This is a genomic window from Marinicauda algicola, assembly GCF_017161425.1.
Lineage (GTDB): Bacteria > Pseudomonadota > Alphaproteobacteria > Caulobacterales > Maricaulaceae > Marinicauda > Marinicauda algicola.
Genome location: NZ_CP071057.1, coordinates 2,672,249 through 2,685,767 on the forward strand (window position 1 = coordinate 2,672,249; position 13,519 = coordinate 2,685,767).

Sequence of the window (13,519 nt, forward strand, 5' to 3'; positions counted from 1 at the left end):
CGCCCGTGAGTTCCATATGGAGGTGATGTCGCGGCGTTCCAACCCTTCAGGGTGCGGGCGCTAGACGGTTTCCCACTGGAACACGCGCAAGGGGGACAGCTTGCCCGCCTTCGCCTCGCCGATCGCCACCGCGCCGTCGCGGCTCATGGCCAGCGCCGCGCGCGAATAGTCCTTGCCGGCGATCTCGCGCGGGGCCCGGGCGGCCTTGAGCGCATTGGCCTGGTTCGGCAGGAGCACGATCGACCGGCCGAGCCGGAGGTCGAAGGCCTCGTCCTCGGTGATCGTCACCTGCGGCAGGTCGGCGAGCGCGGTCTCCACGGGCAGCAGCGCCTCCTCGGCGCGGTCGTCCTGCGCCAGCGCGCGCAGCTCGTCGAGCGTGATCGCGGTTTTCGCCTCGAACGGGCCGACGCGCACCCGGCGCAGCGCCGCGACATGGGCGACGGTGCCGAGTTCATGGGCGAGGTCGCGCGCGAGCGCGCGCACATAGGCACCCTTGCCGCAGCCCATCTCCAGCACGGCGAGATCGGGCTCGGGACAGTCGAGCAGTTCCAGGGAGGCGATCGTGACGGTGCGCGCCTTGAGCTCCACCGTCTCCCCGGCGCGGGCCAGGTCGTAGGCGCGCTCGCCCTCGACCTTGATCGCCGAATAGGCCGGCGGGACCTGCTCGATCTCGCCGACGAAACCATCGAGCGCGGCTTCGATCGCCTCGCGTTCGGGACGCACCCCGCTCTCGCGCACCACCTCGCCCTCGGCGTCCAGCGTCGTGGTCTCCTCGCCCCAGCGGATGGTGAAGCGATAGATCTTGCCGGCCTCCTGGGCGAAGGGGACGGTCTTGGTGGCTTCCCCGAGCGCGATCGGCAGCACCCCGCTCGCCAGCGGGTCGAGCGTGCCGGCATGGCCGGCCTTCTTCGCATCGAAGATGCGCCGCACGGCCGAGACGGCCTGGGTGGAGGTCATGTCGAGCGGCTTGTCGAGATTGATCCAGCCGTGGACCGCGCGGCCCTTCTTCCTGCGCCCCATCGTGCTCAGTCCTCGCCCTTCTTCGGTTTCAGGTCGCGCTGCACCTCGGGTCGGGCGAGCACCTCGTCGACATGGCTGGCTTCCTCGAACCGCTCGTCGGGCAGGAAGCGGAGCTTCGGGGTGAACTTCATCTCGATCTGGTTGCCGAGTTCCTTCTGGATGAAGCCCGCGGCCCGGTTGAGCCCCGCGGCCACGGTTTCGGGATCGGCAAGGCCCAGCGTGGAGACGAAGACGGTGGCGTGGCGCATGTCCGGGCTCATCCGGGCCTCGGTCACGGTGACCGAGACGCCCGACAGCGCGGGGTCGTGCAGATGGCCCTCGGCGATGATGTCGGACACCGCCCGGCGGATCAGCTCTCCGCCGCGCAGCTGGCGCTGGGACTGGGCTTTCATGGGTGTACCTCGTTTTCCGCTCGGGGCGGGCCGGGTTCGAACCGGGACGTCCCTGGAAAGGGGCCGGGTGATACGCCCTCGCGCGCCGCGGCGCAAGGGATCAGCCGCGCGTGACCATCACCGCACCCGCGACCAGCAGCGCCACGCCGGTGACGCGCACGAGGTTCGCCTCGCGCACGTCGAGGCCCAAGAGGCCGAAATGGTCCATCACCAGCGCAGCGACGAGCTGCGCGGCGATGAGGGTCGAGAAGAAGGCGCCCGCGCCGATCTTCGGCGTCGCCCACGCCGCGGTCGTCACGAACAGCGCGCCCAGCGCCCCGCCCGCGATCCACAGGTGGGGCGGCACCGCCGCCACCTGCTCGCGGCTGGGAAGGCCGTTCCTCAGCGCGAGGACCGTCACCACCGAGAGCATGACCAGCGCCCCGGCCGCGAAATTGACCAGCGCGGCGCGGAAGGGCGAGTTCAGCAGGTAGGCGAGCTGGCCGTTGAAGGCCGGCTGCGTCGCCACCGCCGCCCCGGCGACCACGACCATGATGAGCGGGAAGATCAGAGAGGCATTCATCGGCGGTCCTTCGTCTCGGATGGCTTGGAGACGAACAGGATAGGCCAGAGCCGGTTCCGGTGAAGGAGAAGTCCCGCCACGAACGAAAACCCCGGCCGTTGCCGGCCGGGGCTCCGTCGTTCGCTGGAAACCAGGCGCGCCTTACAGCGTGCGCTTGATCTCCTCCACGGTGAAGCACTCGATCTTGTCGCCCACCTGGATGTCCTGGTAGTTCTCGAAGGCCATGCCGCACTCGGTGCCCGCGCGCACTTCCGGGACCTCGTCCTTGAAGCGCTTGAGCGTGGAGAGCTTGCCCTCGTGGATGACGGTGTCGTTGCGCAGCAGGCGCACGCCCGAACCGCGGCGCACCACGCCCTCGGTGACGCGGCAGCCGGCCACCTTGCCGACCTTGGAGACGTGGAACACCTCCAGGATCTCGGCATAGCCGATGAAGGTCTCGCGCTTTTCCGGCGCCAGGAGGCCTTCCATCGTCGCCTTCACGTCGTCGATGACGTCGTAGATCACCGAATAGTAGCGGATCTCCACGCCCTCGGCCTCGGCGAGCTCCCTCGCCTGCTTGTTGGCGCGGACGTTGAACGCGAAGATCGGCGCGCCGGAGGTCTTGGCGAGCAGAACGTCGGACTCCGACACCCCGCCGGGGGCGGAATGGATGACGCGCGCGCGCACCTCCTCGTTGCCGAGCTTCTCCAGCGCCGCGGTGATGGCCTCGGCCGAGCCCTGGACGTCGGCCTTGACGAGCAGCGGCATCTCGGTGACGTCGGCCTGCTTGAGCTTGGCCATCATCTGCTCGAGCGAGGCGCCGCCGCCGGTGACGAGCGCGGAGCGTTCGCGCAGCTGGCGCTGGCGGTAGGCGACGATCTCGCGGGCCCGCGATTCGTTCTCCACCACGGCGAACACCTCGCCGGGTTCCGGCGCGCCGTCGAGACCGAGGATCTCGGCGGGCAGGGACGGGCCGGCCTCGGCCATCTGCTGGCCGCGCTCGTTGACGAGGGCGCGCACCTTGCCCCACTGGGCGCCGGCCACGACGATGTCGCCGCGCTTCAGCGTGCCGCGCTTGACCAGCACGGTGGCGACCGGGCCGCGGCCCTTGTCGATCTGGGATTCGATGACCACCCCCTCGGCGGAGCGGTCCGGATTGGCCTTCAGCTCGAGGACTTCCGCCTGCAGCGTGATCGCCTCGGTGAGTTCTTCCAGGCCCAGCCGCTTCAGCGCCGAGACATTGACCGTCTGGACGTCGCCGCCCATCGATTCCACGACGACCTCGTGCTGGAGCAGGTCCTGCAGGACCTTCTCCGGCTTGGCGTCGGGCTTGTCGATCTTGTTGACGGCCACGATCATCGGGACCTTGGCGGCGCGGGCGTGATTGATCGCCTCGATCGTCTGCGGCATGACGCCGTCATCGGCGGCCACGACGAGGATGACGATGTCGGTCGCCTGCGCCCCGCGCGAGCGCATCGCGGAGAAGGCCGCGTGGCCCGGCGTGTCCAGGAAGGTGATCTTGTCGCCGCTCTTCAGCTGCACCTGGTAGGCGCCGATGTGCTGGGTGATGCCCCCGGCCTCGCCGGCGGCGACGTCGGTCTCGCGCAGCGCGTCGAGCAGGCTGGTCTTGCCGTGGTCGACATGGCCCATCACCGCCACGACCGGCGCGCGGGGCTTCTTGCTCTCCTCGGGGTCCGCCTCGGAGATGAAGCCGGTTTCCACGTCCGCCTCGGACACGCGCTTCACCGTGTGGCCGAACTCCTCCACGATCAGCTCGGCATCGTCGGCGTCGAGCACGTCGTTGGCGCGGACCATCTGGCCCTGCTGCATCAGGAATTTCACGATGTCGGCGGCGCGCTCGGCCATGCGGTTGGCGAGTTCCTGCACGGTGATCCGCTCGGGCACGATCACCTCGCGGGAAACCTTCTCCCGGCCCTGGCCCTGCTGGGCGCGGCGCTGCTTCTCGCGCTCGCGGGCGCGGCGCATCGAGGCGAGCGAACGCTGCCGGTCGGAATCGTCCTCGATGATGTTCTGGATGGTCAGCTTGCCCTGGCGGCGCTTGGGCTCCTTGGAGCGCGTCACGGCCTTTTCCGGAGCGGGGGCCTTCTTCTTCACACGGCCGCCCATCTCCTCGAGCATGGAGCGTGCGTCTTCCTCTTCCTCGGGTTCGCGGACGCGTTCCTTGGCGGGACGCTCCTTGCGCGAGGGCTTGGCGAGCTCCTCGTCCTCGGGCAGGGGCGGGGGAACGTCGGCGACGGCGCGGCGCGCCTCCTCCTCGGCCTTGCGGCGCTTCTCCTCGGCCTCGCGGGCCTTGCGCTCCTCCTCCTCGCGGCGCTTCTGCTCCTCGAGGCGTTCCCTTTCCTCGCGGTCGCGGCGCTCCAGCTCGGCGGCCTCGGCCTTCTTCTTCTCCTCGCGCTCGGCAGCCTCCGAGCGCGCCCGCGCGATCGCCTGCTGGCGCTTGATCAGCTCTTCTTCGGACAGGCCGAGTTCCTTGGCCTTGGCGGCCAGAGCGGCGCGTGCGCGGTCCTTGGCGGACTGGGGCGTCTCGCCCTTGGCCGGAGCGGCCTTGTCCGCGCCCGGCCCGCCGGCGCGCTTGCGCTTCTTCTCCACCACGACCTGCTTGGAGCGGCCGCGGGCGAAGCTCTGCTGCACGGTGCCCGAGCTGGACCCGCCGCGGCCTCCGCCGAGGGAAAGGGGCTTGCGCCCGGAAGTCTTGCGTTCGTCAGCGTCGCTCATGCACGTCCTTGTCGCGGCTCTTGTGTGACGGTCTCCGACGGGCGGCCGCGCGCCCGTCGCCATCGTGTTCAAGACTGTTCAGCGCAGGCCGCAGGGCCTGCCGGTCTCGAAGGCCCGCTAACCTAGCCAGCTTCAAGACCGTTTCAACCGTTCTGTGCGCCCTCGCCGTGCGCCGCCCGGCGCGCGGGATCGAGATCGCGGAAGCCGGCGAGCTTTCCGGCAACGGCTTCGAGGCTCCTCGCCTCGGCGCCTTGCGCGAGCACGCCGTGCACCATGCGCTCCCGGCCGAGCGCCGCGCCGAGCGCGTCGGCGCAGAAGCAGCCCAGCACCGGGAGCCCGGGATGGACCGCGTCCGCGAGCCGGTCGAGCTTCGCGCGCCCGTCGGGGCTCGCGTCGCTTGCCTCGATGCGCAGCGCCGGGCGGGAACCGCTCTTCAGCGCCAGCCGGGCCGCATCATAGCCTACCGCGAGGCTGCCGGCACGCCGGGCGAGGCCCAGCAGCGACAGCGCCCGCGCCTCGAGCAGCGCCTCGAAGCGGTCGGCGAGGTCGTCCGGCGCGTTCACCTTGCACTCGAAGGCGCGGGCGAACAGGCCCTTCCTCACCGCGGTCTCGACGCTCGCCCGGTCGGCGCTGACCCAGCCGCCGCGCCCGGGGAGCTTCGCGGCGAGGTCGGGGACGACCTCGCCCTCGGGCGACAGCGCGACCCGGAGCAGCTCGCCTTCCGGCTTCACCGTCCCGGTCACCACGCAGCGCCGCTCCCGCGGGCTCTTCACCCGTGCGCTCCTCGGGCCCCGGCTCACTTCTCCTCGTCTTCCTCGCTCCCGCCTTCCTCCAGCAGGTCGGCGAGATCGATGCCCAGGCGCTCGGCCTCGGCCTCGAGGTCGGACAGGTCGAGATCGCCGACGTCGCCGGCCTCGGCTTCCTCAGCCTCCTCGCCGGCGTCCTCGCCCGCTTCCGCCTCGGCCTCTTCGCCGGCCTCTTCCTCCAGCTCGGAGGGATCGATCCAGCCCGCCTTGACGCGCGCCTTCATGATCATCGCCTCGGCGTCCTCGCCGGAGACGTCGAGACCGTCGAGCATGCCCGGCTCGCGCACGCGCTCGCCGTCGCGGGTCTCGTACCAGCCCTTAAGGTCGTCCGGCACCAGTCCGGCAAGATCCTCGACGGTCTGAACGTCGTTTTCGCCGAGGCGCACGGCGATCGGCAGGGTCACGCCCTCGACCTCGAGCACCTCGTCCTCGACGCCGAGCTCCTTGCGCCTGGCATCGAGCTCAGCGGCCTGGCGTTCCAGGAATTCGCGCGCCCGGGTCTGGATCTCCTCGGCGGTCGCGTCGTCGAAGCCCTCGATCATGGCGATCTCGTCGAGATCGACATAGGCGATGTCCTCGATATCGGCGAAGCCTTCCGTAGCCAGGAGTTGGGCAATCACCTCGTCGACATCAAGGGCATCCTGGAACAGGGCGGTGCGCTCGGCGAACTCCTTCTGCCTGCGCTCGGACTCCTCTTCCTCGGTCAGGATGTCGATCGACCAGCCGGTGAGCTGGCTCGCCAGGCGCACGTTCTGGCCGCGCCGGCCGATGGCCAGCGAGAGCTGGTCGTCGGGCACGACGACCTCGATGCGCTGGTCTTCCTCGTCGAGCACGACCTTGGTCACCTCGGCGGGCTGCAGGGCGTTGACGATGAAGGTCGCCGGATCGGGGTTGAACGGGATGATGTCGATCTTCTCGCCCGCCAGCTCGTTGACCACGGCCTGCACGCGCGAGCCGCGCATGCCGACGCAGGCGCCCACCGGGTCGATCGAGGAGTCGTTGGAGATGACCGCGATCTTCGCGCGGCTGCCCGGATCGCGCGCGACGCGCGGGATCTCGATGATGCCCTCGTAGACTTCCGGCACTTCCTGGGCGAACAGGGCGGCCATGAAGTCGGGATGGGCGCGCGACAGGAAGATCTGCGGGCCGCGCACCTGCTCGGACACGTCATAGATATAGGCGCGCACGCGGTCGCCATTCTGCAGGTTCTCGCGCGGAATGCCCTCGTTGCGCCGGATGATGCCCTCGGCCTTGCCGAGATCGACGATGACGTTGCCGTACTCCACGCGCTTGACGATGCCGTTGACGATCTCGCCGACGCGGTCCTTGTACTCCTCGTACTGGCGCTGGCGCTCGGCCTCGCGGACCTTCTGCGTGATCACCTGCTTGGCGGTCTGGGAGGCGACGCGGCCGAACTCGATCGGGGGAAGCTCCTCCTCGAACTCGGTGCCGATCTCGGCGTTGGGATCGATCTTCTTCGCCTCTTCCAGCGAGATCTGCTGGTTCTCGTTCTCGACCTCGTCGGCCACGGTGGTGACGCGCGTCAGGCGCATCTCGCCGGTCTTGGGATCGATGTCGCAGCGTATGTCGAGCTCGGCGCCGTAGCGCGAGCGGGCGGCTTTCTGGATCGCCTCCTCGATCGCTTCGAGCACGATCTTCTCGTCGATCATCTTCTCCGCGGCGACCGCCTTGGCGATCTGCAGGAGTTCCAGTCGGTTGGCGCTGACCCCGATGGCCATGATGTGCGTCCTCGTATTGTTCAGTCTTGGTTTCTGTCTGGGTTGGTCGTGCCGGTGTCGATCTCGCCGGCCGGTCCGGTGACATTGCCCTTCAGGCTCGCCTCCATGAGCGCGTCGGTCATGACGAGCTTGGCGTCGGCGATCCAGTCGAAGGGCAGGACGGCGGTGTCTTCCTCGCCTTCCAGGTCGATGAGGACATTGCCGTCCTCCACCCCGGCGAGCTCGCCGCGGAAGCGCTTGCGCCCCTCCACCAGCCGGTCGAGCTCGATCTTGGCCTCGAAGCCCTCCCAGCGCGCGAAGTGATGCAGCGCGGTCAGCGGCCGGTCGATGCCCGGCGAGGAGACCTCGAGGACGTACTCGCCCGAGATCGGGTCGACCTCTTCCAGCACCGCGGAGACCGCGCGCGACAGCGTGGCGCAGTTCTCCACATCCATCAGCCCGTCATGGCGTTCGGCCATGATCTGCACGACCTGGCGCTTGCCGCCCATGACGCGCACGCGCACGATCTCCATGCCGAGGGCATCGGCGACCGGTTCGGCGAGCGCGAGTATGGTCTCGTCCTGGGGCGTCTTGGCTTTCACGTGGGCTCGTCGGGCAGCTGGAAAGGCAACAAAAAAGCGGCCCCCGTTCAGGAGCCGCCCGAAACGCCATCCGGCGTATCGAACTGTTCGATGGGCTATATACGCCTGTGAGCGGCGCTTTGCAATGGGCGCAGGTGTGCGGGCCGCGCACGTGGACGTGAAGCGAGTTGAATTGCGCCGCACGTGCCGGCCGGCGCATGCCTGACGCGATGCTTCACCTGAAAGGTCCTGACATGCGCCTCCTCGTCTGCGGGCTTGTCGCCCTGCTCCTACTGCCCGCCCTCGCCCTCGGCCGGCCCTCGGCCGGCTACGCGCCGGTCAGGGTCAACGGCACCGAACTCGCCCGCTCGGCGCAGTATGCGAGCGCGTCGGGCACGGCCCTGCACGGCTTCGACACCATCGCCTATCATACCGAAGGCGCCGCCGTGCCCGGCGACCCGGGCATCGCGGCCGAATACAACGGCGCGGTCTGGCTGTTCTCGAGCGCCGAACACCGCGATCTCTTCCTCGCCGACCCGGCCCGCTACGCGCCGGCCTATGACGGCCACTGCGCCTACGCCGCCGGGGTCGGCGGCAAGGCCGCGGGTAATCCGCACTACTGGCACATCGAGGACGGCGTCCTGTTCGTCAATCTCGATGCCCGCGTGCAGGCGGAGTTCCTGGCCGATACCGCGACGTTGATCTCGAACGGGGTGAGGAACTGGAATACGGGCTCGGGCGCCCTGTTCGGCGGCGGCCCTCTGCACGAGCGCCCCGCCTCCCGCCCGCTGCGCGATGTCGAGGGCGAGGTGTTGGCCGGGAGCGGGACTAGCCCTTGACGAACTCCATGAACACCGGCGCGCAGTCGCCGAGATTCTTGCTCTCGTAGCGCGTGGTGATGTGGTCTTCCGGCGGGACGCGCCAGTCGCCGGCCTCCCTCGCCGTCCATTCAAGGCCGGGCGTGGCCAGCAGGATCGGCAGGGCGTGGTCGGCATAGACCTTCACGTCGGTCGCCACGCGCAGGGCTCCGCCGGGCTTCAGCACGCGGGCGAGATCGCGCGCGGTGTCCTCCTGCACGAAGCGGCGCTTCCAGTGGCGCGCCTTCGGCCAGGGATCGGGAAACAGGAGGAAGACGCGGTCGAAGGCGGCGTCGGGCATGCGCTCGAGTTCGTCGCGCGCATCGCCGCGTTTCACCCGGACATTTTCCAGACCGTGCTCCTCGATGCCCGCGAGCGCCTTGGCGACGCCGTTCAGGAAGGGTTCGATGCCGAGGAATCCGGTTTGCGGAGCCCGCGCGGCCTGGCCGATCAGGTGCTCGGCCGCCCCGAAGCCGATCTCCAGCACATGGGACCCGAAGCCCGGCAGCAGCGCGGCCGGGTCGACCGCGCCCTCGTCCGGCCAGGAAAGTTGCGGCAGCAGCCGGTCCACCAGCGCCTGCTGGCGCGGGCGCAGCTTGTGGCCCTGCGCGCGGCCGTAGAGCCGCCGGCGCGGCGCGGAGGAAGGCGTGTCGTTCATGGGCGGGGAGATACAGGAATCGAGCGCGGAGGGAAGGGGTAGGGTGTTCTCGCGGGCGGCAGGCTCGCTGCCCGCACGCCGCGATGGCAGGCCTTGTCCCCTGCCGGTCCCGGGCTCACGCCCGCTTCCTGGCCCTGGGATGGGTGGCGGCATGGATCTTCATCAGCCCGCTCGCCTCGATCTCGGCATAGACCTGCGTCGTGGACAGCGAGGCGTGGCCGAGCAGTTCCTGGATCGCCCGCAAATCCCCGCCGCCGGCGAGCAGGTGGGTAGCGAACGCGTGGCGCAGGGCGTGCGGGGTCGCGGTCGGAGCAAGGCCGAGCCGGCTGCGAAGCCGGGCCATCGTCTCCTGCACCGCCCGCGCGCCCAGGGGACCGCCGCGAATCGCGCGAAACAGCGGTCCGTCCGCGTCAAGATGATGGGGAGTAGCGGCCACATAGGCCGAGACAGCCTGCGATACCGCCGGAAGAACGGGCACGATTCGCGTCTTGGAGCCCTTGCCGGTGATGCGCAGCACCTCGGGCAGGGGATGGTCGCGGCCCTTCAGGGACAGGGCTTCGGAGATGCGCAGCCCCGCCCCGTAGAGAAGGCTCAGCACCGCGGCGTCCCTCGCGCGCACCCAGGCCGGGGTGTCCGGGTCGGAGGCGGCGTCCGCGATGAGTTCGCGCGCGGCCGGTTCGCTGACCGGCCGGGGCGCGCGGCGCGGGGCCTTGGGCGCATCCACCAGGGCGAGGGCGGCATTCTCCGCGCCCCAGCGGCGCCTGGCGTAGGCGAAGAAGCTGCGCACCGCAGAGAGCTGGCGCTGCAGGGTGCGCGCCCCCGCCCCCTCGCGGCGCCGCGCGGCGAGGAAGGCGCGCCAGTCGGCGGGCGCGAGCGCTTCGAGGTCGGCGAGCGCGGGGCGCTTGCCGAGATGGCCGGTGAGGAAGTCCTCCAGCTGGGCGAGATCGCGGCCATAGGCCTCCACCGTGCGCGGGCTCATGCGCCGCTCGCCGGCCAGGTGCCCGGCAAAGGCGCGGCACGCCGCGGCGAAGGGGACCGGCTCAGCCATCGCGCAGGAAGAGCGCGAGCCGGCGCTCGACGACGCGGGCGAGGAAATGCAGGAGATCGGTGCCCTGCTCGGGGGTGAAGGCCTCCCGGTCGCGGGCGGCCAGGCACATCACGCCGGCGCGCCCCGCGATGTCGAGGCGGACGAGCGCCTCGGCCTGCTGGCGATGGGCCTGCGCGCCGTAGAGCGCGTCGGCGAAGCGCCGGTCGACGGGTCCGAGCCGGGCCGGGGCCTCGCCGAGCAGGGATTTGACGAGTTCCGGCGCGGCGCCCAGCACCGATTCGGCGGTCCTCAAGGGGGCGTGGCCCTCGATGAAGACCTTGACGAGGTCCACGTTCAGCGCGCCGGCCACGCGTCCGGCGAGCTTGCGGTCGAAGGCGGCCAGGGTGTCGGCTTCCAGGATCGCCAGCACGGCCGAATGGGTCTGCGCCTGGACGGCGAGATTGGCCTTGGCGAGCGCGATCAGCGCCTCGTTGGTGGCCTTCAGCCTGCGAATCTCGCCCTGCAGCTTCGCGCGCGCGGCCGCATTGATGTCCACCACGCTGTCCGCGCGCAGCTCGCCCGTGTCGGGAAGACCCGATCCCGGGACGGCGAACAGGCGGGGCTTGCTGGCATCGGTGTCGGACATCGTCGGCTCGCGGGGCTTGGAGGAGGGCAGGTCAGCCTCCTACATGTCAGCGCCGCTTTTCGAATGCGTTAACTCTGGCGCGCGGCGCGCAGAGCTTTGCTAACCTCGCCCCGTTTCCTTGCCGTTCCCAAGCCGCGAATCGCCCCTGCCCTTGAACGATCTCTTCGGACCCCGGCCCTGCGCCTCGATTCTCTTCCCGCTGCCGCTGCCGGAAGCGTTCGACTATGCCGTGCCGGAGGGGATGGCGCTTCAGCCCGGCGATCATGTCCTCGCCCCGCTCGGCGGCCGGCACGTGCACGGCGTCGTCTGGGCGCTGAAGGAGGAAGCCGATGGCGAGCGCAAGCTCAAGCCGGTCGAGGAGGTCATCGGCGGGCCGCGCCTGGCAGAGGGCACGCGCCGCTTCGTCGACTGGTCGGCCGGCTATCTCGTCGAGCCGCCCGGCGTGATCCTGCGCCAGGTGCTGCGGAGTTCCTCCGCCCTGAAGCCCTCCCCGGTGGAGACGGTCTACCGGCTCGGGCAGACCCGCCCCGATCGCCTGACCCCGGCGCGCGAGGCGGTGATCGCGGCGGCCGGAAGGAAGCCGATGAGCGCGGCCGATCTCGCGCGCGCCGCCGGGGTGTCCGGTTCGGTGGTCAAGGGCCTGGCCGATCTCGGCGTGCTCGTCGTGGAGGAGCGCGAGGTCGATCCACCCTTCGAGGCTCCCGATCCCTATCGCGAGGGCGTCGAACTCAACGAGATTCAGCGCCAGGCCGCCGCCATACTGCGCCGGCTCGTGGCGGCCGGCGGGTTCCAGGCCGCGCTGATCGACGGCGTGACCGGCTCGGGCAAGACCGAGGTGTATTTCGAGGCGGTCGCCGAGCTCCTGCGCCGCGAGCCGCAGGCACAGATCCTCGTCCTGTTGCCGGAGATCGCGCTGACCCAGTCGGTGATGGACCGGTTCGAGGCCCGCTTCGGCGCGCGCCCGGCCCTGTGGCACAGCGATATCGGCCAGAAGGAGCGCCGCCGCGTCTGGCGCGAGGTCGCCACGGGCCGGGCCCGCATCGTCGCGGGGGCCCGCTCCGCGCTCTTCCTGCCCTTCACCGGCCTCAGGGCGATCATCGTCGACGAGGAGCACGACCCGACCTTCAAGCAGGACGAGGGGCTGACCTATCACGCGCGCGATCTGGCCGTGGCGCGCGGCAAGCTGGAAGGCGCGCTGGTGGTGCTGGCGAGCGCCACGCCCTCGCTGGAAAGCCTGGTGAATGCCGAGGCGGGCCGGTACGTGCACATCCGGCTTCCCGGCCGGGCCGGGCTCGCCGAGCTGCCGGAGATCGCCACGCTCGATCTTCGCGAATTCCCGCCCGAGCGCGGCAACTGGCTGTCCGAGCCTTTGGTGAGGGAGATGGCCGAGGTCTTCGCCCGCGGCGAGCAGACGCTGCTCTATCTCAACCGGCGCGGTTTCGCCCCGCTCGTGCTGTGCCGGGCGTGCGGGCACAAGATGAAGAGCCCGGACACCGAGCGCTGGCTGGTCGAGCACCGCTATACCGGCCGCCTCGTCTGCCACACGACGGGCTTCTCCATGCCCAAGCCCAGGGCCTGCCCCGAGTGCGGGGCGGAAGACAGCCTGACCGGCGTCGGGCCCGGTGTCGAGCGCGTCGCGGAGGAAGCCCGCACCCGCTTTCCCGACGCGGTGGTGGAGGTCTTCTCCTCCGACACCGCGCAGGGGCCGGACGCCGTGCGCGATCTCGTCCAGCGCATGGAGCGCGGCGAGATCGACATCCTCGTCGGCACGCAGATCGCGGCCAAGGGCCACAACTTCCCGCGCCTGACGCTGGTCGGCGTCGTGGATGCCGATCTCGGCCTGGCCGGCGGGGATCTCAGGGCCGGCGAGCGCACCTACCAGATGCTGGTCCAGGCCGCCGGGCGCGCGGGACGCGCCGACCGGCCCGGCAAGGCGATCCTGCAGACCCACCAGCCCGAGCACGAGGCCTTGCAGGCGCTCGTCGCCGGCGACCGGGCGGCCTTCCTCGATGCCGAGCGCATGATGCGCGAGCATCTCAGGCTTCCCCCCTATGGCCGGCTCGCCGCGCTCGTGCTTTCCGGGCCCGATCCGGAGCGACTGGAAGAGACCGCGCGCGGGATCGCCGCCGCGGCGCCCCTCGCCGAAGGCGTCGAGGTGTTCGGCCCCGCCGATGCCCCGCTCGCCGTCATCCGCGGGCGCTGGAGGAAGCGCTTCCTCGTCCAGGCCGACCGCAAGGTCGACGTCTCCGCCTACATGCGCGCCTGGATGGCGCGGGTGAAAATCCCCGCCGCGATAAGGGCGAGCGTCGACATCGAGCCGTATTCGTTTCTGTGAGGGGCGGGGCAGGCCGGGGGGCTTCTTCCGCCGGTACGGGCGCCACCCCGGGACGGTTCGCCCGCGTCATCTGCACCACCCGCGCCTGAACCGGTTGCCGCCCTCCACCCCCTGTGCTAACTGAGCGCCGGACTGATCCGGGCACGGCGTGCGCTGCCTGAATTCGGGTCGGAAAAATCAAAAACTTTCAGGTGCTTGGGCC

The 13,519-nt window shown here is 70.4% G+C and carries 12 protein-coding genes; 2 read left to right on the forward strand and 10 right to left on the reverse strand.

Going from position 1 to position 13,519, the window contains the following annotated elements; translation table 11 throughout:
- Window positions 1-60: 60 nt before the first annotated feature.
- The 7 genes from truB to rimP form a co-directional block, all read right to left on the reverse strand.
- Entirely contained in the window at window positions 61-1,020 is a 960-nt protein-coding gene (gene truB, locus JW792_RS13265; RefSeq protein ID WP_135995383.1) for a tRNA pseudouridine(55) synthase TruB, read from the reverse strand.
- A 5-nt stretch (window positions 1,021-1,025) separates the two neighbouring features.
- Window positions 1,026-1,412 (reverse strand): 30S ribosome-binding factor RbfA, encoded by a 387-nt coding sequence (gene rbfA, locus JW792_RS13270; RefSeq protein ID WP_135995382.1) that lies wholly within the window; start codon window positions 1,410-1,412, stop codon window positions 1,026-1,028.
- A gap of 100 nt (window positions 1,413-1,512) precedes the next feature.
- Complete coding sequence (locus tag JW792_RS13275; RefSeq protein WP_135995381.1) at window positions 1,513-1,974, reverse strand: DMT family transporter; 462 nt, start codon at window positions 1,972-1,974, stop codon at window positions 1,513-1,515.
- A gap of 141 nt (window positions 1,975-2,115) precedes the next feature.
- On the reverse strand, window positions 2,116-4,689 hold the full coding sequence (gene infB, locus JW792_RS13280) for a translation initiation factor IF-2 (RefSeq protein WP_135995380.1): 2,574 nt from the start codon (window positions 4,687-4,689) through the stop codon (window positions 2,116-2,118).
- A gap of 143 nt (window positions 4,690-4,832) precedes the next feature.
- Window positions 4,833-5,462 carry an RNA-binding protein gene (locus tag JW792_RS13285; protein ID WP_241094976.1) on the reverse strand — a complete coding sequence of 210 codons (630 nt, stop codon included), beginning with the start codon at window positions 5,460-5,462 and terminating at the stop codon, window positions 4,833-4,835.
- Between the two features lie 23 nt (window positions 5,463-5,485).
- Window positions 5,486-7,234, reverse strand: a complete 1,749-nt coding sequence (nusA, locus tag JW792_RS13290) for a transcription termination factor NusA (RefSeq protein ID WP_135995378.1) — start codon at window positions 7,232-7,234, stop codon at window positions 5,486-5,488.
- Between the two features lie 20 nt (window positions 7,235-7,254).
- On the reverse strand, window positions 7,255-7,815 hold the full coding sequence (rimP, locus tag JW792_RS13295; protein ID WP_135995377.1) for a ribosome maturation factor RimP: 561 nt from the start codon (window positions 7,813-7,815) through the stop codon (window positions 7,255-7,257).
- Between the two features lie 233 nt (window positions 7,816-8,048).
- On the opposite strand from rimP, the gene JW792_RS13300 reads away from it, so the two are divergent.
- Complete coding sequence (locus tag JW792_RS13300; RefSeq protein WP_135995376.1) at window positions 8,049-8,633, forward strand: YHS domain-containing (seleno)protein; 585 nt, start codon at window positions 8,049-8,051, stop codon at window positions 8,631-8,633.
- Here the strand turns inward: JW792_RS13300 and trmB are convergent.
- The 3 genes from trmB to JW792_RS13315 form a co-directional block, all read right to left on the reverse strand.
- Window positions 8,623-9,309: a tRNA (guanosine(46)-N7)-methyltransferase TrmB gene (gene trmB / locus JW792_RS13305; RefSeq protein WP_135995375.1), complete on the reverse strand. Its 687-nt coding sequence runs from the start codon at window positions 9,307-9,309 to the stop codon at window positions 8,623-8,625. The two genes, JW792_RS13300 and trmB, sit on opposite strands and share 11 nt — an antisense overlap.
- 115 nt (window positions 9,310-9,424) lie before the next feature.
- Window positions 9,425-10,357, reverse strand: a complete 933-nt coding sequence (locus JW792_RS13310) for a tyrosine recombinase XerC (RefSeq protein ID WP_135995374.1) — start codon at window positions 10,355-10,357, stop codon at window positions 9,425-9,427.
- A complete protein-coding gene (locus JW792_RS13315) occupies window positions 10,350-10,982 on the reverse strand; it encodes a DUF484 family protein (protein WP_135995373.1) in 633 nt (210 codons plus the stop codon). The genes JW792_RS13310 and JW792_RS13315 overlap by 8 nt, the downstream gene beginning before the upstream one ends.
- A 151-nt stretch (window positions 10,983-11,133) precedes the next feature.
- Here JW792_RS13315 and JW792_RS13320 point away from each other — a divergent pair, with 151 nt between their 5' ends.
- A complete protein-coding gene (locus tag JW792_RS13320; RefSeq protein WP_135995372.1) occupies window positions 11,134-13,317 on the forward strand; it encodes a primosomal protein N' in 2,184 nt (727 codons plus the stop codon).
- Window positions 13,318-13,519: the final 202 nt, after the last annotated feature.